We start from the raw sequence: 24,306 nt of genomic DNA on the forward strand, positions 1-24,306 counted from the left end.
GCCTCCGCGCGGCGGGCCACCCGGCACACGAACGTTGATTTAGGCCGCGAAGTATTCCTGCAAGGCACGCACCTGGAGATCGCCTTCGAGATAGGCCTTGATCCCCTCGGCCGCCGCCATCGCACCGGCGAGAGTGGTGTAGTACGGCACTTTATGCAAGAGGGCCGCCCGCCGGAGCGAGCGCGAGTCGGACAGGGCGCCAGCCCCCTCCGTCGTGTTGATCACGAGCGCGATATCGCCGTTCTTGATCGAGTCGACGATGTGGGGCCGGCCCTCCAGCACCTTGTTGATGCGCTGGGTCGGGATGCCCTCATCCGCCAGGTAGCGCTGCGTGCCGCCGGTCGCGAGGATGGTGAAGCCGAGGTCGGAGAGCAGCCGGATGGTCGGCAGCACCCGCGGCTTGTCGTCGTCGCGCACGGAGACGAACACCGTGCCGGTGCGCGGCACCGCGGTCCCCGAGCCGAGCTGGCTCTTGGCGAAGGCCACGCCGAAGCCGGCATCCAGCCCGATCACCTCGCCGGTGGAGCGCATCTCCGGCCCGAGCAGCACGTCCACGCCGGGGAAGCGGGCGAAGGGGAACACCGCCTCCTTCACCGCGATGTGGTCGAGTTGCTTCGGCTTGAGGCCGAAGGCGTCGAGCCGCTCGCCGGCCATGATCCGCGCGGCGATCTTGGCGATCGGCTCGCCGATCACCTTGGCGACGAAGGGCACCGTGCGCGAGGCGCGCGGGTTCACCTCCAGCACGTAGATCGTGCCGTCCTTGATCGCGTACTGCACGTTCATCAGGCCGCCGACCTTAAGGGCCAGCGCCATCGCCTTGGTCTGGCGCTCCAGCTCGTCGAGGATCTCGGGCGCGAGCGAGCGGGGCGGCAGCGAGCAGGCGGAATCGCCCGAATGGATGCCCGCCTCCTCGATGTGCTCCATGATGCCGGCGATGAACACGGTCTCGCCGTCGCAGACCGCGTCGACATCGACCTCGGTCGCGTCCGAGAGGTAGCGGTCGAACAGGAGCGGGTTCTTGCCCAGCACCGTGTTGATCTGCCCCGTCTTGTCGTTGGGGTAGCGCGCCTTGACGTCGGAAGGGATCAAGCTCGGCAGCGTGCCGAGCAGGTACTCGGCGAACTGCGCCTCGTCGCGGATGATCGCCATGGCGCGGCCGCCCAGCACGTAGCTCGGGCGCACGACGAAGGGCAGGCCGAGCTCGGCCGCCACCAGCCGGCTCTGCTCCACCGAGAAGGCGATGCCGTTCTTGGGCTGCTTGAGGCCGAGCTTGTCCAGCAGCCGCTTGAACTGGTCGCGGTCCTCGGCGAGGTCGATGGCGTCGGGCGAGGTGCCGAGGATCGGCACCCCGGCGCCCTCCAGCGCGCGGGCGAGCTTGAGCGGCGTCTGGCCGCCGAACTGCACGATCACGCCGTGGAGCGTGCCCGCCTGCCGCTCGGTCTCGACGATCTCCAGCACGTCCTCGGCCGTCAGCGGCTCGAAGTAGAGGCGGTCGGAGGTGTCGTAGTCGGTCGAGACCGTCTCCGGGTTGCAGTTGACCATGATGGTCTCGTAGCCGGCTTCCGTCAGCGCGAAGCAGGCGTGGCAGCAGCAATAGTCGAACTCGATGCCCTGGCCGATCCGGTTGGGGCCGCCGCCGAGGATGATGACCTTCTTCTTGTCCGACGGATACGCCTCGTCGGCGGTTTGGCCGGCGAACGGCGCGACGTAGGTCGAGTACATGTAGGCGGTCGGCGCCTTGAACTCGGCGGCGCAGGTATCGATCCGCTTGAAGACCGGGCGCACGCCGAGAGCCCGGCGGGTGGCGCGCACGGCCTCTTCCTCGGTGTTGACGAGCACGGCGAGCCGCGCGTCGGAGAAGCCGGCCGCCTTGAGCTGGCGGAAGGCGCCCGCGGTCGTCGGCAGGCCGTGCGCCTTCACCCGGTTCTCCAGATCGACGATGGCCTGGAGCTGCTCCAGGAACCACGGGTCGATCTTGCAGGAGGCGTGGATCTCCTCGTGGCTGATCCCGAGGCGCATCGCCTGGGCGACCTTGAGCAGGCGGTCCGGGGTCGGGGTGCCGAGGGCGGCCTTGATCGCGTTGTGGTCGTCGCCCTTGCCGAGCCCCTCGATCTCGATCTCGTCGAGGCCGGTGAGGCCGGTTTCAAGCGAGCGCAGCGCCTTCTGCAGGGATTCCGCGAAGCAGCGGCCGATCGCCATGGCCTCGCCCACCGACTTCATGGCGGTGGTCAGCGTCGGCTCGGCGCCGGGGAACTTTTCGAAGGCGAAGCGCGGGATCTTGGTGACGACGTAGTCGATCGTCGGCTCGAACGAGGCCGGGGTCGCGCCGCCGGTGATGTCGTTGGCGATCTCGTCCAGCGTGTAGCCGACGGCGAGCTTGGCCGCGACCTTGGCGATCGGGAAGCCGGTGGCCTTCGAGGCCAGCGCCGAGGAGCGCGAGACCCGCGGGTTCATCTCGATCACGATCATCCGGCCCGTGGCCGGGTCGATGGCGAACTGCACGTTCGAGCCGCCGGTCTCGACGCCGATCTCGCGCAGAACGGCGAGGGAGGCGTCGCGCATCACCTGATATTCCTTGTCGGTGAGCGTCAGCGCCGGCGCGACGGTGATCGAGTCGCCCGTGTGGACGCCCATCGGATCGACGTTCTCGATGGAGCAGACGATGATGCAGTTGTCCGCACGATCACGGACGACCTCCATCTCGTACTCCTTCCAGCCGAGCACGCTCTCCTCGATCAGCACCTCGTTGGTCGGCGAGGCGTCGATGCCGCGCTCGACGATTTCGAGGAACTCCTCGCGGTTGTAGGCGATGCCGCCGCCGGTGCCGCCCATGGTGAAGGAGGGGCGGATGATCGCCGGCAGGCCGACTTCGGCGAGCGCGATCAGCGCCTGGCCGAGCGCGTGCTCGATGTAGCGCCGCCGCCGGTCGCCCTCGCCCCCGCTCCACTGCCGCTCGAACTCGGCGAGCGCCGTCTCGCGGGCGGCCGGGTCCGATTGCGCGCCCTCGATGCGCGCCTTCTCGGCGAGGTAGCGGTCGCGGTCGGCCTTCTTGGCGGCGGAGGCGTTGGCGAGCGCGGATTTCGGCGTCTCAAGGCCGATCTTGGTCATCGCGTCGCGGAAGAGGTTGCGGTCCTCCGCCTTGTCGATGGCCTCTGCCGTCGCGCCGATCATCTGCACGCCGAACTTTTCCAGCACGCCCATGCGCTTCAGCGACAGCGCGCAGTTGAGCGCGGTCTGTCCGCCCATGGTCGGCAGGAGGGCGTCGGGCCGCTCCTTCTCGATGATCTTGGCGACGACCTCCGGGGTGATCGGCTCGACATAGGTAGCGTCGGCCATGTCCGGATCGGTCATGATCGTCGCCGGGTTCGAGTTCACCAGGACGATCCGGTAGCCCTCTTCGCGCAGGGCCTTGCAGGCCTGGGTGCCGGAATAATCGAATTCGCAGGCCTGCCCGATGATGATGGGCCCCGCACCGATGATGAGAATGGAAGAGATGTCGGTGCGTTTCGGCATTGAGCGCCTTGAAGCGAGTTCGCGCGCGCTCGCCCTCGCGCGCCGCCGGTTCGCGGGCGGTGCCAAGGGGGCGCAGGCGCTGGGATGATCGTCAAGCCCCGCGTTTACACGCAGCCGCGCGGGTTTGAAAGGGCCGCCCGGCCCATCCTCCCGCCGGCGGGATCGACAGCGTATCTCGAAGTGTAATTATTCAATTTTGCAAGTAAATATCGGTTTGATGGATCGATCGAGAGTCTATATCCAACGAAAATCGACAAAAACGGTCGATGATCTTCAGAATTATTCCGAGGAAGCGAATGATGATCTTCAGGGCCTTGGTCGTCGCCGCCGCTCTCGCCGTCGCCCTGCCGGCGGCGGCCGACGAAGTTTCGGTCAAGATGCTGAACAGCGGGCCGGGCGGGATGATGGTGTTCGACCCCGCCTTGGTGCGGCTGAAGCCCGGCGACAGCATCAAGTTCGTGCCCACCGACAAGGGGCACAACGTCGAGACCATCAAGGGCATGGCGCCGGAGGGCGCGGACTACGTGAAGTCGGCCGTGGGGCAGGAGACCGTGGTCAAGTTCGACAAGGAGGGCGTCTACGGCTTCAAATGCTCGCCGCACTACATGATGGGCATGGTCGCCCTCGTCGTGGTCGGCGACAAGCGCGACAACCTCGAAGCAGCCAAGAGCATCCAGCACAACAAGCTGACGCAGAAGCGCATGGAGCCGCTGCTCGCCCAGGTCCAGTAAGACGAGGTCCGGTGCCGTCGGCGGCCCAGCCCCTCGCGGCTCGGGCCGTCGGCCTCAATCGCCCGCCATCACCAGCGCCCAGAACCGCTTGTAGCGCGTCGCCGGCGCATCGACCCGGGCGATGCCGACCCGGCGCAGCTGCGGCATCAGCATGTTGCGATTGTGCTCGGGCGAGGCCTTCCAGCGGGCGAGCACCTGCTCGAAGGTCTCCGAGCCCGCACTCAGGTTCTCGGAGGCGTAGCGCCTGCCGAAGCCGGCCCCCGCCATGCGGCTGTCGAAGCTGCCGGCGATCTCGTGGCTGAGCCGTCCGGCCCGCGCATTGGCCTGCGCCTGGAACGAGGCCGCGGTGATCAGGCTGGGATCGAGCGAGACCGGACCGAGCCCGTGCTGCGCCCGATAGCGGGAGATCGCGGCCGCGGCCGCCTGCTCGTCGAGGATGACCGGCAGCGTCGGCATCCCCGCGTCGAGGACGGGAGATCCGCCGCAGCCGGCGAGCGTCAGGGCGATCAGCATCGCGGCGGCGGAGAGGCGCAGGTTCGGCATCGGAAGCGGTGAGACAGCCACGGGAAGGCGCCCGATTCCGCGGCAGCTGCGGCGAAACCGCGGCGGGCCAATCCCAGCGCCGATCGAAGCCGGCATCTGTGGCATCGCCGCCACGCGACGAGCGAGGCCGACAAAGCCATCGGTTCGGCCGTATCGTCGATGCGGATCGGGGAAGAGGTTTTCGGATCGACAGGGGATCCGTGGCGCGGGCGACGGGGCTCGAACCCGCGACCTCCGGCGTGACAGGCCGGCACTCTAACCGACTGAGCTACGCCCGCGTTCTGCGTCGCCGGCCGGCTGGGCTCGTGTCGGCGACGAGGCGGGGTTTAGGTGGGGCGCCCCAGGCTGTCAAGCCGCTGAATCGCGGAATGCGACGGTTGGGCGACGGTTCGTGAAACCGCTGTCGGAACGCCGCACGCGACTCTCCGCATCGCTGTGCGTCGGGAAGGATCGATCCCTGGAAACGATCCAGTCTGCCCAAGGCGGCGCTTGCGGCAGCCATCTCTGGTATGCCAAATACCAAAGACAAGACCAGGGGGGGAGGGGCGGGATGAAACGGCAAGGCTCAAGCATGGCCGGACATGCGCCGATCCGTCCCGTGGCCATGTGCATGGATCCCCCCATCTGTCAGCGAAAGAGGTGATTGTGCGACGCGCAATGCCCTTGTTTCGACGGGGGGGCTCGTCTAAGCCTCGCCCGCGCTCAGTCTGGCATTGGAGGAATTCCACCCGAGGGATTCTCTTTGCCGGAGGCCGTCGCGAGGGCCGTCGTTCATGATCCTCACGCGCAACCACATGAGAGGTGCGGCATGACCGGCCTGTTGGCAGATTACCTGCCGCTCATCATCTTCATCGGCGTGTCGCTGTTCATCGCAGTGGCGCTGCTGGTCGCCCCGTTCATCGTGGCGTATTCGAGCCCCGATCCGGAAAAGCTTTCCGCCTACGAGTGTGGTTTCAACGCGTTCGATGACGCGCGCATGAAGTTCGACGTGCGCTTCTACCTCGTGGCGATCCTGTTCATCATCTTCGACCTCGAAGTCGCCTTTCTCTTCCCCTGGGCGATCACCTTCGGGGAGCTCGGCTGGTTCGGGTTCTGGTCGATGATGGTCTTCCTCGGTGTCCTCACCGTCGGCTTCGTCTACGAGTGGCGCAAGGGCGCCCTCGAATGGGACTAGCGGCGCGGCCCCGTTCGCGTCGTTTCCCTTCCGCTCTCGCTCAGAGGCAGAGATGGCCCTGACTCCGACCTTCTCCCGCGCGCCCGACATCGCGCCGGCGCCCAAAGGGATCATCGATCCCGCGACCGGCCGCCCGATCGGCGCGAACGACCCGACCTTCCTGTCGATCAACAGCGAGTTGGCCGATCGCGGATTCCTCGTCACGTCCGCCGACGAGCTCATCAACTGGGCCCGCACCGGCTCGCTGATGTGGATGACCTTCGGCCTCGCCTGCTGCGCCGTCGAGATGATGCAGATGTCGATGCCGCGCTACGATTGCGAGCGCTTCGGCTTCGCGCCCCGCGGCTCGCCGCGCCAGTCCGACGTGATGATCGTCGCCGGCACGCTGACCAACAAGATGGCCCCGGCGCTGCGCAAGGTCTACGACCAGATGCCGGAGCCGCGCTACGTCATCTCCATGGGCTCCTGCGCCAACGGCGGCGGCTACTATCACTATTCCTACTCGGTCGTGCGCGGCTGCGACCGGGTGGTGCCGGTGGACATCTACGTGCCGGGCTGCCCGCCGAGCGCCGAGGCGCTGCTCTACGGCGTGCTGCTGCTGCAGCGGAAGATCCGCCGCACCGGCACGATCGAGCGGTGAGGGAGGGCACGATGGAGGCCATCACCACCAACGGCATCACGCTCCGCCGCACCGTCGCGGCCGACCAAAGCGAGGCCGCCCTGCGCGCCATGGGCGAGCGCATCGCCGGGGCGCTCGGCCCGGCGGTCACGGACTGGACCATCGCCTTCGGCGAGCTGACGGTGATCGTTCAGGGCAGCGACATCGTCTACGCGCTGACCTACCTGCGCGACGACCCGGCCTGCGCCTTCCGCTGCTTCATCGACATCTGCGGCGCCGACTACCCGCAGCGGGCGCGCCGCTTCGACGTCGTCTACCACCTGCTGTCCCTGCGCCATAACATGCGGGTGCGCGTGAAGGTGCAGACCGACGCCGCGACGCCGGTCCCTTCCGCCATTCCCGTCTTCCCGGCGGCCAACTGGTTCGAGCGCGAGACCTACGACCTCTACGGCATCCTGTTCTCGGGCCATCCCGACCTGCGCCGGCTGCTCACCGATTACGGCTTCGAGGGTCACCCGCTGCGCAAGGACTTCCCGCTGACCGGCTTCGTCGAGGTCCGCTACGACCAGGACGAGGCGCGGGTCGTCTACGAGCCGGTCAAGCTCACCCAGGAATTCCGCAACTTCGACTTCCTGTCGCCGTGGGAGGGCACGGACTACGTGCTTCCGGGCGATGAGAAGAAGTCGAGCTGAGGGTCGCGGTCATGTCTGAGCACAACATCCGCAACTTCTCGATCAATTTCGGGCCGCAGCACCCGGCGGCGCACGGCGTGCTGCGCCTCGTGCTGGAACTCGACGGCGAGGTGGTCGAGCGGGTCGATCCGCATATCGGCCTGCTGCATCGCGGCACCGAGAAGCTGATCGAGCACAAGACCTATCTCCAGGCGACGCCCTATTTCGACCGGCTCGACTACGTGTCGCCGATGAACCAGGAGCACGCCTTCTGCCTGGCGATCGAGAAGCTCGCCGGGATCGAGGTGCCGCGGCGGGCCCAGCTCATCCGCACCCTGTTCTGCGAGATCGGCCGGCTGCTCTCCCACCTCCTCAACGTCACCACGCAGGCGATGGACGTCGGCGCCCTCACGCCGCCCCTCTGGGGCTTCGAGGAGCGCGAGAAGCTGATGATCTTCTACGAGCGCGCGAGCGGTGCCCGTTTGCACGCCAACTACTTCCGCCCCGGCGGCGTCCACCAGGACCTGCCGCCCGCGCTGATCGACGACATCGAGGCGTTCTGCGATCCGTTCCTGCAGGTGGTCGACGACCTCGACAACCTCGTCATGGCCAACCGCATCTTCAAGCAGCGCAACGTCGACATCGGCATCGTCTCGGTGGACGAGGCGATGGCCTGGGGCTTCTCCGGCGTGATGGTTCGCGGCTCGGGGATTCCGTGGGACCTGCGCAAGTCGCAGCCCTACGAACTCTACGAGGAGATGGAATTCGACATCCCCGTGGGAAAGAACGGCGATACCTACGATCGCCAGGTGATCCGCATGGAAGAGATGCGGGAATCCGTGAAGATCATGAAGCAGTGCTGCGCCAAGCTGCGCGAGCCCGCCGGACAGGGGCCGATCGCCTCGGTCGACGGCAAGTTCGCGCCGCCGCCGCGCCGGGAGATGAAGCGCTCGATGGAGGCGCTCATCCACCACTTCAAGCTCTACACCGAGGGTTTTCACGTGCCCGAGGGTGAGGTGTATGCGGCGGTCGAAGCCCCCAAGGGCGAGTTCGGCGTCTACCTCGTGTCGGACGGCACCAACAAACCCTACCGCTGCAAGATCCGCGCGCCGGGCTTCGCCCATCTTCAGGCGATGGACTGGATGTGCCGCGGTCACCTGCTCGCCGACGTGTCCTGCGTGCTCGGCACGCTCGACATCGTGTTCGGCGAAGTGGACCGCTGAGGGAGACGGACCGAAACGTCATGGCGAACCGCAGGCTAGCCCCCGCCGCCGAGCAGCCCCAGAGCTTCGCGTTCACCCCCGAGAACGCCGACTGGGCGCGCGGCCAGATCGCGAAATATCCGGAGGGCCGGCAGGCCTCGGCCGTGATCCCGCTGCTGTGGAAGGCGCAGGAGCAGAATGGCGGCTGGCTGCCGCAGAAGGCGATCGAGGCGGTCGCCGACCAGCTCGGCATGCCGCATATCCGCGTGCTGGAGGTCGCGACCTTCTACACGATGTTCGCCCTGGAGCCGGTCGGCCGGTTCTGGATCCAGGTCTGCGGCACCGTGCCCTGCGATTGCTGCGGGGCGAAGGAGCTGAAGGCCGCGCTCCACGATCGCCTCGGCCCCTCGGGCCACGTCTCGGCCGACGGCAATTTCTCCTGGCTCGAGGTCGAGTGCCTCGGCGCCTGCTGCAACGCGCCGATGGTGCAGATCAACCAGGACTATTACGAGGATCTCAACCCCGAGAGCCTCAACAAGCTCATGGACGATCTGGTCGCCGGCCGTCCCGTCAAGGTCGGCTCGCAGATCGGCCGGATCTCCTCGGAGCCGAAGGACGCCGTCAACACCCTGACCGACGAGAGCCTGTTCGACGGCTCCCGCATCGGCGCGTGGCGCAAGCGCTTCGAGCAGACCGAGGGCGCCGACAAGGGCGAAGACAGCGTCAAGAAGGACGAGGCCGCCTCGACCGAGGCCCGCGTCAAGGACGAGCCCAAGCCGGCCCGCCCGTCGGCCGGACGCGCCAACGAGTCGAACGCCGTCGATGCCCCCGCCGAGCGGGCGAGCGCCGGCGAGACGCCGGTGAAGCCGGAGGATCGGGCCGAGGCCCGCGAGGCCGAGACGGCGCCGGCCCAGGCCGTGGCGCTCGAAGAGGACAAGCTTCTCCGCACCGAGCCGCCGCAGCATCCGGCGACCGTCGGCGCCGGGGACGACGTGCCCGAGGGCGAGAACCCGGAGGCCCGGGCCGACGCCGCCGGCACCCGGCCGAAGGGCCTCGACGCGCCCCGCGACGACCGTCCGGACGACCTGACGAAGATCAAGGGCATCGGCCCGGTCAACCAGCGCCGGCTCAACGACCTCGGAATCTGGCACTACGACCAGATCGCCGCGTGGTCGCCGCCGGAGGTGGCCTGGGTCGGCGCCTATCTCGCCTTCCCCGGCCGGATCGACCGGGAGAATTGGGTCGGACAGGCTTCCGACCTCAGCGGCAGCAAGGGTTGAGGAGCGGATCATGCTCTCCGATCAGGATCGCATCTTCACCAATCTCTACGGCCAGCACTCGCCGGGGCTCGACGCCGCGAAGAAACGCGGCGCCTGGGACGGCACCAAGTTCCTGCTGGAGATGGGCCGGGACTGGATCATCGACGAGATGAAGGGCTCGGGGCTGCGCGGTCGCGGCGGCGCCGGCTTCCCGACCGGGCTCAAGTGGTCGTTCATGCCCAAGAAGTCCGACGGGCGCCCGCACTACCTCGTCGTCAACGCCGACGAGTCGGAGCCGGGCACCTGCAAGGACCGGGAGATCATGCGGCACGATCCGCATCTCCTGATCGAGGGCTGCATGCTGGCCTGCTTCGCCATGGGCGCGCATGCCTGCTACATCTACATCCGCGGCGAGTACGTGGCGGAGAAGTTCGCGCTCCAGCGCGCGGTGGACGAGGCCTACGAGGCGCGCCTCGTCGGCCCGTCCAACGTCCACGACTACCCCTTCGACATCTACGTCCACCACGGCGCGGGCGCGTATATCTGCGGCGAGGAGACGGCCCTCATCGAGAGCCTCGAGGGCAAGAAGGGGATGCCGCGGCTGAAGCCGCCGTTCCCGGCCAATATGGGCCTCTACGGCTGCCCCACGACCGTCAACAACGTCGAGTCGATCGCGGTGGCCGGCACGATCCTGCGCCGGGGCGGCGCGTGGTTCGCGGGCCTGGGCGGCAAGAACAACACCGGCACCAAGCTGTTCTGCGTCTCGGGCCACGTCAACAAGCCCTGCAACGTCGAGGAAGAGCTCGGCATCACCTTCCGCGAACTGATCGACCGGCATTGCGGCGGCATGCGCGGCGGCTGGGACAATCTTTTGTGTTCCATCCCGGGCGGTTCATCCGTCCCGCTCGTTCCGGCCGAGCAGATCATCGACGCCAAGATGGACTTCGACACCCTGCGCAACCTCGGCTCGGGCCTGGGCACCGCGGCGGTGATCGTGCTCGACAAGTCGACCGACATCGTCGGCGCGATCGCCCGTATCTCGTACTTCTACAAGCACGAGAGCTGCGGCCAGTGCACGCCCTGCCGCGAGGGCACCGGCTGGATGTGGCGCGTGCTGACCCGCATGGCCGCCGGCCGGGCGCAGAAGCGCGAGATCGACATGCTGCTCGAAGTCACCAAGCAGGTCGAGGGCCACACCATCTGCGCGCTCGGCGACGCGGCCGCGTGGCCGATCCAGGGGCTGATCCGGCACTTCCGCCCCGAGATCGAGAAGCGGATCGACCAGTACAGCGCCAACCCGCACATGGATGCGGTGCCGATGGCGGCGGAGTGAGTGCCATGACCGGCGAACCCAACAATCTGGTTCGCGTCTACCTGAGGCGCATCGACGAGAACGTCGATCGCCTCATCGACGACGTGAACGACCTGAAGGGGCGGGTTTCCGGTGTCGAAGAGAATCTGGCCGGCGTCCATCGCCGGATCGACCGCCTTGAGATTCGCGTCGAGCGCATCGAGCGCCGACTCGATCTCGCCGACGCGACACATTGAGCTGAACCGATGACCAAAATTCTCATCGACGGCACCGAGGTCGATGTCCCGGCCGACTACACCCTGCTTCAGGCCTGCGAGATCGCGGGTGCGGAGATCCCGCGCTTCTGCTTCCACGAGCGGCTGTCGATCGCCGGCAATTGCCGCATGTGCCTGGTGGAGCTCAAGGGCGCGCCGAAGCCCGTGGCCTCCTGCGCCTACGCGGTGAAGGATTGCCGCCCCGGTCCCAACGGCGAGCCGCCGGAGGTGCTGACGCGCTCCGGCACGACGAAGAAGGCGCGCGAGGGGGTGATGGAGTTCCTCCTCATCAACCACCCGCTCGATTGCCCGATCTGCGATCAGGGCGGCCATTGCGACCTGCAGGATCAGGCGATGGCCTACGGCGTCGACTCGACCCGCTACAGCGAGAACAAGCGGGCGGTCGAGGAGAAGTATATCGGCCCGCTGGTGCGCACGGCGATGAACCGCTGCATCCACTGCACCCGCTGCGTCCGCTTCCTCGCGGAAGTCGCTGGCGTGCCGGATCTCGGCGCCATCGGCCGTGGCGAGGACATGGAAATCACGAGCTACCTCGAAGAGGCGATGGGCTCGGAGCTGCAGGGCAACGTCGCCGACCTCTGCCCCGTCGGCGCGCTGGTCCACAAGCCGCAGAGCTACAACGTGCGCCCGTGGGAGCTGCACAAGACCGAATCCGTCGACGTGATGGACGCGGTGGGCTCGGCGATCCGTCTCGATGCCCGCGGCCGCGAGGTCATGCAGATCGAGCCGCGCATCAGCGAGGAGATCAACGAGGAGTGGATCTCCGACAAGACCCGCCACGTGGTCGACGGCCTGCGCCTCCAGCGCCTCGATCGCCCGTTCCTGCGCGAGAACGGCCGCCTGCGTCCCGCCTCCTGGGGTGAGGCCTTCTCGGCGATCGCCGCCCGGGTGAAGGGCGCCGATCCGAAGCGCGTCGGCGCCCTCGTCGGCGACCTCGCCGGCGCGGAGGAGATCTTCGCGCTCAAGCAGCTGATGGGCTCGCTCGGCGTCACGAATCTCGACGCGCGTCAGACCGGCGAGACGCTCGATCCGGCCTGGGGCCGGGCCGCCTACACGCTCGGCGCGACCATCGCCGGCATCGAGCAGGCGGACGCGATCCTGATTGTCGGCGCCAACCCGCGCACCGAGGCCTCGCTCCTCAACGTGCGCATCCGCAAGCGCTGGCGCATGGCCCCGGTCTCGATCGGCCTGATCCTCGACGAGCAGCCGGACCTCACCTACCCCTACACCTATCTCGGCGCCGGCACCGACACGCTCGGCTCCATCGCCAAGGGCGAGCACAGCTTCCTCGACGTGCTGAAAAAGGCCGAGCGTCCGCTCGTCATCGTCGGCGAGGGCGGCCTCGGCGCGCTCGCCGCCGCCGCGGCCCTGGCCAAGGATGTCGGCGCGGTGAGCGAGGGCTGGAACGGCTTCGGCGTGCTCAACACGGCGGCCGCCCGCGTCGGCGCCCTCGATCTCGGCTTCGTGCCGGGGGAGGGGGGCCTGACCTTCACGCAGATGCTGGAGCCGGGCGCGCTCGACGTCGTGTTCAACCTCGGCGCCGACGAGCGGGTGATCGCGCCGGGTGCCTTCGTGATCTACCAGGGCACCCACGGCGATGCCGGCGCGAGCCGCGCCGACGTGATCCTGCCGGGGGCCGCCTACACCGAGAAGAGCGCGACCTACGTCAACCTCGAGGGCCGGGTGCAGATGGCCAACCGCGCCGGCTTCCCGCCGGGCGACGCCCGCGAGGACTGGGCGATCCTGCGCGCGCTCTCCGACGTGCTCGGCAAGCGCCTGCCCTACGATTCCCTCGCCGCCCTGCGCAGGGCGATGTATGCGGAGCATCCGCATCTCGCGGCGGTCGGGCAGGTCGAAGCATCCGACGCGGCGGCCACCTTGTCGACGCTCGCGGCGCTGCCGGGCGGGGGCGCGAAGGGCGCCTTCTCCTCGCCGGTCGCCGACTTCTACCTCACCAACCCGATCGCCCGCGCCTCGCGGGTGCTCGCCGAGTGCTCCGGCCTCGCCCGGGGCCGCGCCCTCGAAGCGGCGGAATAAGGGACGCCCGCGATGACCTTCTGGGAAGTGCTCGGCACCGTCCTCCTGATCGCGCTGAAGAGTTTCGTGCTGCTGGCGGCACTGCTCGTCTTCATCGCCTACGCGCTGCTTGCCGACCGCAAGATCTGGGCGGCGGTGCAGCTGCGCCGCGGCCCGAACGTGGTCGGGCCCTGGGGCCTGTTCCAGTCCTTCGCCGACCTGTTGAAGTTCGTGCTGAAGGAGCCGGTGATCCCGGCGGGCGCCAACAAGGCGATCTACCTGCTGGCGCCGCTGGTCTTCGCCATGCTGGCGCTCGCCTCCTGGGCGGTGATCCCGCTTGCCGACGGCTGGGCGATCGCCGACATCAATGTCGGCATCACCTACATCTTCGCGATCTCCTCGCTCGGCGTCTACGGCGTCATCATGGGCGGCTGGGCCTCGAACTCGAAATACGCCTTCCTCGGTGCGCTCCGCTCCGCCGCGCAGATGATCTCCTACGAGGTCTCGCTCGGCTTCGTCATCATCTGCGTGCTGCTCTGTGCCGGGAGCCTCAACCTCTCGCGCATCGTCATGGCGCAGGACACCGCGCTCGGCCTGTTCGGCTGGTACTGGCTCTGGCTGTTCCCGATGTTCGGCGTGTTTTTCGTCTCGGCGCTGGCCGAGACCAACCGCCCGCCCTTCGACCTGCCGGAGGCCGAATCGGAGCTCGTGGCGGGCTACATGGTCGAGTATTCCTCGACTCCGTACCTGCTGTTCATGCTCGGCGAGTACGTGGCGATCATGACCATGTGCGCGCTCGGCACCGTCCTCTTCCTGGGCGGCTGGCTCTCGCCGATCCCGTTCGTGCCCTTCACCTGGGTGCCCGGCGTGATCTGGTTCGCGCTCAAGGCCAGCTTCCTGTTCTTCATGATCGCCATGGTGAAGGCCATGGTGCCCCGCTACCGCTACGACCAGCTCATGCGGCTCGGCTGGAAGGTCTTCCTTCCGCTCTCGCTGATCTCGGTCATCGTCGTCGCCTTCGTCCTCAAGCTCACCGGCCTCGCGCCGGGCGCTTGAACCTCACGAAATTGGAGATCGCGCCGTGCAGCTCGATCAGGTCGCCAGAAGCCTTCTCCTGAAGGAGTTCGTGTCGGGGTTCTTCCTCGCCATGAAATACTTCTTCAAGCCGAAGGCCACGATCAACTACCCCTTCGAGATGGGCCATCGCGGACCGCGCTTCCGCGGCGAGCACGCGCTGCGCCGCTATCCCAACGGCGAGGAGCGCTGCATCGCCTGCAAGCTCTGCGAGGCGATCTGCCCGGCCCAGGCCATCACCATCGAGGCGGGCCCCCGCCGCAACGACGGCACGCGGCGCACCACGCGCTACGACATCGACATGGTGAAGTGCATCTATTGCGGCATGTGCCAGGAGGCCTGCCCGGTGGATGCCATCGTCGAGGGGCCGAACTTCGAGTTCTCGGTCGAGACCCGCGAGGAGCTGCTCTACGACAAGCAGAAGCTGCTCGAGAACGGCGATCGCTGGGAGCGCGAGATCGCCCGCAACATCGCGATGGACGCGCCCTACCGCTAGTCCGCCGCCGGTTGTGCCTTGCACAGCCCAGTTCTATAGACGGGCCGCCGCCTGCGGCCGAGGGTCCACCGAGGCAGAAGGGAGCCGCTCGACCGAGCGGCCGATGCTGAAAATCGCATGACCGCAGCCGCCGCCTTCTTCTATCTCTTCGCGGGCCTCGCCGTGGCCTCGGGCTTCATGGTGATCGCTGCCAGGAACCCCGTCACCTCGGTGTTGTTCCTGATTCTCGCCTTCGTGAACGCCGCCGGGCTGTTCGTGCTGATGGGCGCCGAGTTCCTGGCGATGATCCTCGTCGTCGTCTATGTCGGCGCCGTGGCGGTGCTGTTCCTCTTCGTCGTGATGATGCTCGACGTGGACTTCGCCGCCCTCCGCCAGGGCTTCCAGCGCTACCTGCCGATCGGCGGCCTGATCGGGGCGATCTTCCTGATCGAGCTGCTCCTCGTCGTCGGCACCTGGACTATCGATCCGGGCCTCGTGCAGGCGCCGCTCGGCCGCGCCGCCCACGGCGAGACCGCCACCAACACCGAGGCGCTCGGCCGGGTGCTCTACACGGACTACGTCTACGCCTTCCAGATCGCCGGCCTGATCCTGCTGGTGGCGATGATCGGCGCGATCGTGCTGACCCTGCGCGAGCGCACCGGCGTGAAGCGTCAGAACATCTCGGTGCAGAACGCCCGCACCCAGGCGATGGCGGTCGATACCATCAAGGTGCCCTCGCGGCAGGGCGTGGAGGTCTGAGGCCGATGATCGGATTGAGCCACTACCTGACGGTCGCCGCGATCCTGTTCACGCTCGGCGTGCTCGGCATCTTCATCAACCGCAAGAACGTCATCGTCATCCTGATGTCGGTCGAGCTGATCCTGCTCGCCGTGAACATCAACCTCGTCGCCTTCTCGACCCACCTCAACGACATCACCGGACAGGTCTTCGCCCTGTTCGTGCTGACGGTCGCCGCGGCCGAGGCCGCGATCGGGCTCGCGATCCTGGTGGTGTTCTTCCGCAACCGCGGCTCCATCGCCGTCGAGGACGTGAGCATGATGAAGGGCTGACGGCTCCCCCGCGCCGCCCCTTCGTCCGCCTGCTGCGAGGCAATCGAATTCTATGTATCACGCGATCGTCTTCTTCCCGCTGATCGGTGCCCTGATCGCCGGCCTGTTCGGCCGGCGCATCGGCGCGCGGATGAGCGAGCTCGTGACGACGGGCTGCCTCGCCTTCGCAGCCCTGCTGTCCTGGGGCGCCTTCTTCCTCGTCACCGGCGACGGCCGCGCCGAGACGGTGCCCGTCGCGCAATGGTTCTCGGCCGGCGACCTCGTGGTCGACTGGGCCTTCAAGGTCGACACGCTGACGGCGGTGATGCTCGTTGTCGTGACCTCGGTCTCGACCCTCGTGCACCTCTACTCCATCGGCTACATGCACGAGGATCCGCACCGGCCGCGCTTCTTCGCCTACCTGTCGCTGTTCACCTTCGCCATGCTGATGCTGGTGACCGCCGACAACCTCGTGCAGATGTTCTTCGGCTGGGAGGGCGTCGGCCTCGCCTCCTACCTGCTGATCGGCTTCTGGTACGAGAAGCCCTCGGCGAATGCGGCGGCGATGAAGGCCTTCATCGTCAACCGCGTCGGCGATTTCGGCTTCTCGCTCGGCATCTTCCTGGTGTTCGTCCTCACCGGTTCAGTGGGGTTCGACGCCATCTTCGCCAAGGCGCCGGAGCTGAAGGACGCGACTTTCCACTTCCTCGGCCATGACTGGCACGCCCTGACGCTCGCCTGCCTGCTCCTGTTCATGGGTGCCATGGGCAAGTCGGCGCAGTTCCTGCTGCACACTTGGCTCCCCGACGCGATGGAGGGCCCGACGCCGGTCTCGGCGCTCATCCACGCCGCCACCATGGTCACCGCCGGCGTGTTCATGGTCGCCCGCCTGTCGCCGCTGTTCGAGCTGGCGCCGACCGCGCTCACCGTCGTCACCGTCATCGGCGGCATCACCGCCTTCTTCGCGGCGACCGTCGGCCTCGTGCAGAACGACATCAAGCGGGTCATCGCCTACTCGACCTGCTCGCAGCTCGGCTACATGTTCGTTGGCCTCGGCGTCGGCGCCTACGCCACCGGCGTGTTCCACCTCTTCACCCACGCCTTCTTCAAGGCGCTGCTGTTCCTCGGGGCCGGCTCGGTCATCCACGCGATGCACCACGAGCAGGACATGCGGAACATGGGCGGCTTGCGCCCCTACATCCCCTTCACCACGGCGATGATGACGATCGGCACGCTCGCGCTGATCGGCTTCCCCTTCACCGCCGGCTACTATTCCAAGGACGCGATCATCGAGGCGGCCTACATGTCCGACCGCCCGGGCCACGTGCTGGCGTTCCTCGCCACCGTGATCGCCGCGCTGATGACCTCGTTCTACTCCTGGCGGCTGTTCTTCCTCACCTTCGAGGGCCCGCAGCGCTGGGCGGCGCACGGCGCCCACGGCCACGACGCGCATCACGATCACGCGCATGACGACCATGCGCACGCCGATCACGGGCATGGCGCGCACGCCCACGCGGCGACCGCACACCAGGCCGACGGCGCGCCGGGCCACCACGAGGGCGTCGCCCACGACGACAAGGGACACGACGTCGAGCCCGCCTCGCACAGCGCGATCGAGCATCACGACGACCACGCCCACAAGCCGCACGAGAGCCCGCTCGTGATGACGATCCCGCTCGGCATCCTGGCGTTCGGCGCCCTGTTCGCCGGCCTGATCTTCAAGGACCGCTTCATCGGGCACGACATGGACAAGTTCTGGGGCCACGCGCTCCCGCACGGGTCCGGCAACGACATCATGCACAAGATCCACGACGCGCCGGGCTGGGTCGCCGCCTCGCCCTTCGTGATGCTGGTGCTCGGCTTCCTCCTGGCCTTCTGGATGTATCTCCGCCGGCCCGACATGCCGCACCGCCTCGCCGAGTCTCAGCCGATCCTGTACCGTTTCCTGCTCAACAAGTGGTACTTCGACGAGATCTACGACCGGATCTTCGTGCGGCCGGCCAAGAACTTCGGCCTGTTCCTCTGGAAGGAGGGCGACGGCCGCATCATCGACGGCTTCGGCCCGAACGGCATCTCGGCGCGCGTGGTCGACATCACCCGCGGCGTGGTCCGCCTGCAGACCGGCTACGTCTACCACTACGCCTTCGTGATGCTCGTCGGGGTCGCCGGCCTGATCACCTGGTACCTCGTCTCCGGCGTGCCTGGGGGGACCCACTGATGCTCGGCCTCGGTCTTCTCTCCGGGCTCCTGATCGTCCCGCTCGCGGGCGCCGCCTTCATCCTGACCCTGGGTGAGGAGACGGCGGCGGTGAAGCGCAACGCCCGCTGGGCGGCGCTGATCACCACGATCGTCACCTTCCTGCTCTCGCTGGTGGCCTGGGCCCGCTACGACATCGCGAGCCCGAGCTTCCAGCTCGTCGAGAGCCATGCCTGGCTCGCCGAAACGATCCGGTTCAAGCTCGGCGTCGACGGCTTCTCGATGCCGCTGATCCTGCTGACCACCTTCCTGATGCCGTTCTGCATCGGGGCCTCGTGGCTCTCGGTCGAGAACCGGGTCAAGGAGTACTTCGTCGCCTTCCTCGTCCTCGAGACGACGATGATCGGCGTGTTCTGCGCCCTCGATCTCGTGCTGTTCTACCTGTTCTTCGAGGCCGGCCTGATCCCGATGTTCCTCATCATCGGCATCTGGGGCGGCAAGCGGCGCATCTACGCGAGCTTCAAGTTCTTCCTCTACACCCTGCTCGGCTCGGTGCTGATGCTGCTCGCCATCATGGCGATGTACTGGGAGGCCGGCACCACCGACATCCCGACGCTGCTCGCGCACCGCTTCCCCGTCGGCCTGCAATGGTGGCTGTGGCTCGCCTTCTTCGCGAGCTTCGCGGTGAAGATGCCGATGTGGCCGGTCCATACCTGGCTCCCCGACGCCCACGTCGAGGCGCCGACGGCGGGCTCGGTGATCCTGGCGGGCATCCTGCTCAAGATGGGCGGCTACGGCTTCATCCGGATCTCGCTGCCGATGCTGCCGGACGCCTCCGCCTCCTTCGCGCCGCTCGTCTTCGCCCTGTCGGTGATCGCGATCATCTTCACCTCGCTCACCGCGATGATGCAGACCGACATCAAGAAGCTGATCGCCTACTCGTCGGTGGCGCATATGGGCTTCGTCACGCTCGGCCTGTTCACCCTGAACGAGCAGGGCATCCAGGGCGCGCTGTTCCTGATGATCTCCCACGGCATCGTCTCGGGCGCGCTCTTCCTCTGCGTCGGCGTCGTCTACGACCGGATGCACACCCGCGAGATCGCGGCCTATGGCGGCCTCGTGAAGCGGATGCCGCTCTACGCCGCGGCGATGATGGTCTTCACCATGGCCAATGTCGGCCTGCCCGGCACGTCTGGCTTCGTCGGCGAGTTCCTGGCGATGATGGGCGCCTTCCGCGCCAACCCAACGGTGGCGTTCTTCTCTGTCTTCGGCATCATCCTCTCGGCCGGCTACGCGCTCTGGCTCTACGCCCGGGTGATCTACGGCAAGCTCGACAAGCCGAACCTCCAGGGCATCCTTGATCTCGACCTGCGCGAGAAGATCATCATCGCGCCGCTCGTCGCGCTGACGATCTGGTACGGCGTCCATCCGGCCCCCGTGCTCGACACCTTCGCGCCCTCGACCGAGGCGCTGATGCAGAACATGCGCACGGCGCTCGCCAACACGCAGACCGCGGAAGCCGCCGCCAAGGCCGCGAAGCTCGCGGCGGCGGACAACATGGCTGGACCCGAGTCCCAGAAAACCGTCGAGGCCGCCGCGCGATGACCCCGATCCAGTCCGTCCTGCCGGCGATCACGCCGGTCCTGCCGGAGATCGTCCTGAGCGTCGGCGCTCTGCTGCTCGTCCTCTACGGGGCGTGGCGCGGCGAGCGCTCGTCCGAGGGCGTCAACGTCGGCGCGCTGATCCTCCTGATCTTCACCTTCTTCCTCGTCGTCTCGCAGACGGGCAACGTGACGACGCTGAACGGCGCCTTCATCGCCGACCCGTTCGCGCGGGTGATGAAGTCGCTGATCCTGATCGGCTCGGCGGCGACCATCCTGCTCTCGCGCGACTACTTCCAGCGCGAGCGTATCGACCGGTTCGAGTACCCGATCCTGATCGTGCTCTGCACCATCGGCATGCTGGTGATGGCCTCGGCCAACGACCTGATCTCGCTCTATCTCGGGCTGGAACTGCAATCGCTCGCCGCCTACGTCATCGCCGCCTTCCACCGCGACGACGTGAAGTCCACCGAAGCCGGCCTGAAGTACTTCGTGCTCGGCGCGCTCTCGTCGGGCATGCTGCTCTACGGCGCCTCGCTGGTCTACGGCTTCACCGGCACGGTCTCCTTCCCCGGCATCGTGACGGCGCTGAACGGTCCGTCGAGCTTCGGCATCGTGCTCGGCATCGTGTTCGTGGCCGCGGGCGTCGCCTTCAAGCTCGCGGCGGTCCCGTTCCACATGTGGACGCCGGACGTCTACGAGGGCTCGCCGACGCCGGTCACCGCCTTCTTCGGCTCCGCGCCGAAGGTCGCCGCCATGGCGATGACGGTGCGCGTGTTCATCGGCGCCTTCCCCGACGTCACGGCGGTCTGGCAGCAGATCATCGTGTTCGTCTCGATCGCCTCCATGGCACTCGGTTCGTTCGCCGCCATCGGCCAGCGCAACATCAAGCGCCTGATGGCCTATTCCTCCATCGGCAATGTCGGCTACGCCCTGATCGGCCTCGCCGCCGGCTCGGAGGAGGGCGTGCGCGGCGTGATCATCTACATGGTGATCTACCTCGCGATGACGCTCGGCGCCTTCGCGGTGCTGCTGTCCCTGCGCCGCAAGGACAAGATGTTCGAGACGATCGACGATCTCTCAGGGCTCTCGCGCACCCATCCGTGGCTGGCCTTCTGCCTCGCCGCGATGATGTTCTCGCTGGCCGGCATCCCGCCGCTCGCCGGGTTCTTCGCGAAGTTCTACGTCTTCGCCGCCGCGATCAAGGCGGGGCTCGTCACGCTCGCCGTCGTCGGCGTGGTGACCTCGGTCGTGGGTGCCTTCTACTACCTGCGCCTCGTCAAGGTGATGTACTTCGACGAGGCGAGGGCCCCCTACGAGCGGATCCCGCCGGGCTCGGCGATCGTGCTCGGCGTGTCGAGCGCGGTCGTGGTGCTGTTCTTCCTCGTCCCGGCCCCGCTGGTCGCGGCGGCGGGCGACGCCGCCAAGGCGCTGTTCTGAGGCGGATGCAGTTCCGGCTGAGCCAAGCCGCCCGGTCCGAGGGACACCGGCTTCACAGCCACGACCGGCTCGACTCGACCAACAGCGAGGCCCTACGCCTCGCCCGCGGCGAGGCGGGCCCGCTCTGGGTCACGACCCAACGCCAGGAGGCGGGCCGCGGCCGCCGCGGCAATGCCTGGACCTCGCCGGAGGGCAACCTCGCCGCGAGCCTGCTGCTGCCGGTGGCCGGCGTGGCGCCGGAGATGGTGGCGACGCTGGGATTCGTCGCGGGCGTGGCGCTGGTCGATGCGATCAGAGATGCGTGCCGCCTGAACCCCTCTCCCGGCACGCGGGGAGGGGGTCGCGACGACACGGTCGCCGAACCCCTCTCCCCGCAGGCGGGGCGAGGGGATGCGCTGCGGCCGCAGGGCATTGCTGCATGGGCCTCGGCCATCCATCTCAAATGGCCGAACGACGTGCTCGCCGACGGCCGAAAACTCGCCGGCATCCTCCTGGAAGCCGAGACGCTGCCGGGCGGGCGGCGGGCGGTGGTGATCGGTTTCGGGGTCAACGTCGCGGCGGCGCCCGACGGTTTGCCCTATCCGGCGGCGGCTCTGTCCGCCTTTTCCGCGGCGGATGCGCCGATGCTGCTCGAATTCCTGTCGGAACGGTTTGTGGAAGCCGTCCGGATCTGGAACAAGGGGCGCGGATTCTCGAACATCCGGCGGCGGTGGTTGGAGCGCGCGGCGGGGGTGGGTGCCCCCGTGTCGGTTCGCATGGCCGAGGCCACGCTGACGGGCATCTTTGAAACGATCGACGAGGGGGGGCGGCTCGTGATCCTCGCCCCGGATGGAACCCGACGAACCGTGACGGCGGGCGAGGTGCATTTCGGAAGTGCCGCGACGGCGGCCTGAGACTGGATAGACGAACAAGATGACGACACGGCAGGACGAACTCGTCTTCGTGCCGCTCGGCGGCGTGGGCGAGATCGGGATGAATGCGGGCCTCTACGGGATCGGACCCGAGAAGCAGCGCAAATGGATCATGGTCGATTGCGGAATGGGGTTTGCCGGCGAGGAGGGACTGCCGGGCGTCGACCTGATGTTCCCCGACCTCACCTTCATCGAGGAGCGCAGGAAGGATCTCCTCGGCATCTTCATCACCCACGCGCACGAGGACCATATCGGCGCGATCTCGGAGCTGTGGCCGCGGCTCAAGGCGCCGGTCTACGCCACGCGCTTCGCCAAGCAGCTTCTGGAGACGCGCCGCCTCTCCGAGCCCGGCGCGCCGAAGGTGGACCTGCGCGAGATCAAGCCGGGCCGGCGCGTCACCGTCGGCCCGTTCGAGCTCGAATTCGTGCCGGTGGCGCACTCGATCCCCGAATCGAACGCGGTGGCGATCCGCACAGAGCACGGCCTCGTGCTGCATACCGGCGACTGGAAGCTCGACGACACGCCGGTGGCGGGCGATTCGACCTCGCCGGACGCCTTCACCAAGCTCGGTGACGAGGGCATCCTCGCGCTGATCTGCGACTCGACCAACGTGCTGCGCGAGGGCCGTTCGCCGAGCGAGGCGGAGGTCTCCGCGACCCTGCGCAAGCTGATCGAGAACGCCCCCCACCGCGTGGCGGTGACGACCTTCGCCTCCAATGTCGCCCGCATCCGCGCCGTGGCGGAGGCCGCCCAGGCCTGCGGCCGCCAGGTGATCGCGGTCGGGCGCGCCATGGACCGGGTCATCGATGTCGCCCGCGAATGCGGCTACCTCGACGGCCTGCCGGACTTCCTCTCGGCCGATTCCTACTCGCACATCCCGCGCGACAAGGTGGTCTGCCTGCTCACCGGCTCGCAGGGGGAGCCGCGGGCGGCGATGTCGCGGGTCTCGCGCCACGACCATCCGGCAATCTCGCTGACCGCCGGCGACCGGGTGATCTTCTCCTCGCGCGCCATCCCCGGCAACGAGCGCGACGTCGGCGCCATCATCAACGACCTGATCGAGGACGGCATCGAGGTCATCACCGACCGCACCGAACTCGTCCACGTCTCGGGCCATCCCCGCCGCGAGGAGATGGTGTCGATGTATGGCTGGACCCGGCCGAAAGCGGTCGTGCCGGTCCACGGCGAGGCGCTGCATCTCGACGAGCACGCGCGCTTCGCCCGCTCGCAGGGCGTCGAGGCGGTGGTCAAGGCCCGCAACGGCGCGGTGGTGCGCCTCGCGCCGGGCAAGCCGGAAGTGGTCGAGCATGTCCGCGCCGGGCGGCTCTACAAGGACGGCAACGTCCTGATCGATTCCAAGGACCGGGCGATCCCCGAGCGGCGCAAGCTCGCCCAGACCGGCATCGTCTCGGTGGCGCTCGCCATCGACGAGCGCGGTGAGATGGCCGGCGAGCCGGCGGTCGATATCATGGGCCTGCCCAATCGCGGGCGCGACGGCGAGCCCCTGCTCGACACCGTGGTCGACACGGTCAACCGGACGATCAACGGCCTGTCGCGCGGCAAGATGAAGGACTCGGAGGCCGTCGAGATCGCGGTCGACCGCGCCGTGCGCTCGGCCGTCAACGAGGCCTGGGGCAAGAAGCCCGCCTGCCACGTGCAGGTGGTGGAGGTGTGATCGTATCTCTCCTCCCCCTTGTGGGGAGGAGCCGGAGGTGGGGGTGGTGCCGCCGGACTCCGGTGGAGCAAGCGGCACCACCCCCACCCCTAACCCCTCCCCACAGGGGGAGGGGAACGCGAGGGAGGAAAACAAACATGATCGGACGGCTCAATCACGTCGCCATCGCGGTGAAGGATCTCGACGCGGCGACGGCGGTCTACCGCGACACGCTCGGCGCCAAGGTGACCGAGCCGCTGCCGCAGCCGGAGCACGGCGTTACGGTGGTGTTCGTCGAACTGCCCAACAGCAAGGTCGAGCTGATGTCGCCGCTCGGCGAGAACTCCACCATCCAGGGCTTCGTCGACAAGAACCCGGCCGGCGGCATCCACCACGTCTGCTACGAGGTCGAGGACATCATCGCCGCCCGCGACCAGATGAAGGCGGCCGGCGCCCGGGTTCTCGGCACCGGCGAGCCGAGGATCGGCGCCCACGGCAAGCCGGTGATCTTCCTCCACCCCAAGGATTTTCTGGGGACGCTGGTGGAGCTGGAGCAGGTCTGAGAGACCGGCTCCGACGCAACTCGGTCGG

At 67.8% G+C, this 24,306-nt stretch carries 21 protein-coding genes and 1 tRNA gene; 19 read left to right on the forward strand and 3 right to left on the reverse strand.

Features of this window, described 5'->3' with window-relative positions; all coding sequences use genetic code 11:
- Positions 1-39: 39 nt before the first annotated feature.
- Positions 40-3,513 carry a carbamoyl-phosphate synthase large subunit gene (gene carB / locus ABS772_RS14600; RefSeq protein WP_350395571.1) on the reverse strand — a complete coding sequence of 1,158 codons (3,474 nt, stop codon included), beginning with the start codon at positions 3,511-3,513 and terminating at the stop codon, positions 40-42.
- Positions 3,514-3,809: 296 nt separating this feature from the next.
- On the opposite strand from carB, the gene ABS772_RS14605 reads away from it, so the two are divergent.
- Positions 3,810-4,244 (forward strand): pseudoazurin, encoded by a 435-nt coding sequence (locus tag ABS772_RS14605; protein ID WP_350395572.1) that lies wholly within the window; start codon positions 3,810-3,812, stop codon positions 4,242-4,244.
- 54 nt (positions 4,245-4,298) lie between these two features.
- Here the strand turns inward: ABS772_RS14605 and ABS772_RS14610 are convergent, their stop codons facing one another.
- Together ABS772_RS14610 and ABS772_RS14615 are read right to left on the reverse strand one after the other, a co-directional pair.
- On the reverse strand, positions 4,299-4,787 hold the full coding sequence (locus ABS772_RS14610; RefSeq protein ID WP_350395645.1) for a CAP domain-containing protein: 489 nt from the start codon (positions 4,785-4,787) through the stop codon (positions 4,299-4,301).
- A gap of 201 nt (positions 4,788-4,988) precedes the next feature.
- Positions 4,989-5,065, reverse strand: a tRNA-Asp gene (locus ABS772_RS14615).
- A 530-nt stretch (positions 5,066-5,595) separates the two neighbouring features.
- On the opposite strand from ABS772_RS14615, the gene ABS772_RS14620 reads away from it, so the two are divergent.
- The 18 genes from ABS772_RS14620 (at position 5,596) to mce (ending at position 24,278) form a co-directional block, all read left to right on the forward strand.
- Entirely contained in the window at positions 5,596-5,961 is a 366-nt protein-coding gene (locus ABS772_RS14620) for an NADH-quinone oxidoreductase subunit A (RefSeq protein ID WP_096484189.1), read from the forward strand.
- A gap of 52 nt (positions 5,962-6,013) precedes the next feature.
- The gene (locus tag ABS772_RS14625; RefSeq protein WP_096484188.1) at positions 6,014-6,601 is read left to right on the forward strand and encodes a NuoB/complex I 20 kDa subunit family protein; all 588 of its coding nucleotides are present in this window, start codon (positions 6,014-6,016) and stop codon (positions 6,599-6,601) included.
- Positions 6,602-6,612: 11 nt separating this feature from the next.
- Positions 6,613-7,272, forward strand: coding sequence for an NADH-quinone oxidoreductase subunit C (locus tag ABS772_RS14630; RefSeq protein ID WP_238257328.1), 660 nt, complete (start codon positions 6,613-6,615; stop codon positions 7,270-7,272).
- Between the two features lie 11 nt (positions 7,273-7,283).
- Positions 7,284-8,474, forward strand: coding sequence for an NADH-quinone oxidoreductase subunit D (locus ABS772_RS14635; RefSeq protein WP_238257327.1), 1,191 nt, complete (start codon positions 7,284-7,286; stop codon positions 8,472-8,474).
- Between the two features lie 20 nt (positions 8,475-8,494).
- Positions 8,495-9,733, forward strand: a complete 1,239-nt coding sequence (gene nuoE / locus ABS772_RS14640) for an NADH-quinone oxidoreductase subunit NuoE (RefSeq protein ID WP_350395574.1) — start codon at positions 8,495-8,497, stop codon at positions 9,731-9,733.
- A 10-nt stretch (positions 9,734-9,743) separates the two neighbouring features.
- Positions 9,744-11,045, forward strand: a complete 1,302-nt coding sequence (gene nuoF, locus ABS772_RS14645) for an NADH-quinone oxidoreductase subunit NuoF (RefSeq protein WP_017486717.1) — start codon at positions 9,744-9,746, stop codon at positions 11,043-11,045.
- Between the two features lie 5 nt (positions 11,046-11,050).
- A complete protein-coding gene (locus ABS772_RS14650; RefSeq protein ID WP_350395576.1) occupies positions 11,051-11,260 on the forward strand; it encodes a hypothetical protein in 210 nt (69 codons plus the stop codon).
- Positions 11,261-11,269: 9 nt separating this feature from the next.
- The gene (nuoG, locus tag ABS772_RS14655) at positions 11,270-13,336 is read left to right on the forward strand and encodes an NADH-quinone oxidoreductase subunit NuoG (protein ID WP_350395577.1); all 2,067 of its coding nucleotides are present in this window, start codon (positions 11,270-11,272) and stop codon (positions 13,334-13,336) included.
- Positions 13,337-13,348: 12 nt separating this feature from the next.
- On the forward strand, positions 13,349-14,371 hold the full coding sequence (gene nuoH, locus ABS772_RS14660) for an NADH-quinone oxidoreductase subunit NuoH (RefSeq protein ID WP_350395578.1): 1,023 nt from the start codon (positions 13,349-13,351) through the stop codon (positions 14,369-14,371).
- A 25-nt stretch (positions 14,372-14,396) separates the two neighbouring features.
- Positions 14,397-14,885 (forward strand): NADH-quinone oxidoreductase subunit NuoI, encoded by a 489-nt coding sequence (gene nuoI / locus ABS772_RS14665; RefSeq protein WP_238258157.1) that lies wholly within the window; start codon positions 14,397-14,399, stop codon positions 14,883-14,885.
- Positions 14,886-15,002: 117 nt separating this feature from the next.
- Complete coding sequence (locus tag ABS772_RS14670) at positions 15,003-15,623, forward strand: NADH-quinone oxidoreductase subunit J (protein ID WP_238258155.1); 621 nt, start codon at positions 15,003-15,005, stop codon at positions 15,621-15,623.
- A gap of 5 nt (positions 15,624-15,628) precedes the next feature.
- Complete coding sequence (nuoK, locus tag ABS772_RS14675) at positions 15,629-15,934, forward strand: NADH-quinone oxidoreductase subunit NuoK (RefSeq protein WP_003598182.1); 306 nt, start codon at positions 15,629-15,631, stop codon at positions 15,932-15,934.
- Between the two features lie 52 nt (positions 15,935-15,986).
- Positions 15,987-18,131, forward strand: coding sequence for an NADH-quinone oxidoreductase subunit L (nuoL, locus tag ABS772_RS14680; protein ID WP_350395580.1), 2,145 nt, complete (start codon positions 15,987-15,989; stop codon positions 18,129-18,131).
- The gene (locus ABS772_RS14685; protein ID WP_350395581.1) at positions 18,131-19,714 is read left to right on the forward strand and encodes an NADH-quinone oxidoreductase subunit M; all 1,584 of its coding nucleotides are present in this window, start codon (positions 18,131-18,133) and stop codon (positions 19,712-19,714) included. Before nuoL ends, ABS772_RS14685 begins: the two co-directional genes overlap by 1 nt.
- The gene (nuoN, locus tag ABS772_RS14690; RefSeq protein ID WP_350395582.1) at positions 19,711-21,150 is read left to right on the forward strand and encodes an NADH-quinone oxidoreductase subunit NuoN; all 1,440 of its coding nucleotides are present in this window, start codon (positions 19,711-19,713) and stop codon (positions 21,148-21,150) included. Before ABS772_RS14685 ends, nuoN begins: the two co-directional genes overlap by 4 nt.
- Before the next feature lie 5 nt (positions 21,151-21,155).
- Positions 21,156-22,043 carry a biotin--[acetyl-CoA-carboxylase] ligase gene (locus ABS772_RS14695; RefSeq protein ID WP_350395583.1) on the forward strand — a complete coding sequence of 296 codons (888 nt, stop codon included), beginning with the start codon at positions 21,156-21,158 and terminating at the stop codon, positions 22,041-22,043.
- 19 nt (positions 22,044-22,062) lie between these two features.
- Positions 22,063-23,736: a ribonuclease J gene (locus ABS772_RS14700; RefSeq protein WP_238257590.1), complete on the forward strand. Its 1,674-nt coding sequence runs from the start codon at positions 22,063-22,065 to the stop codon at positions 23,734-23,736.
- A gap of 137 nt (positions 23,737-23,873) precedes the next feature.
- Entirely contained in the window at positions 23,874-24,278 is a 405-nt protein-coding gene (gene mce / locus ABS772_RS14705; protein ID WP_003598176.1) for a methylmalonyl-CoA epimerase, read from the forward strand.
- The last annotated feature ends 28 nt before the right edge of the window (positions 24,279-24,306 follow it).

Origin of the sequence: Methylorubrum podarium (genome assembly GCF_040270385.1) — a bacterium.
GTDB classification, from domain to species: Bacteria; Pseudomonadota; Alphaproteobacteria; order Rhizobiales; family Beijerinckiaceae; genus Methylobacterium; species Methylobacterium podarium.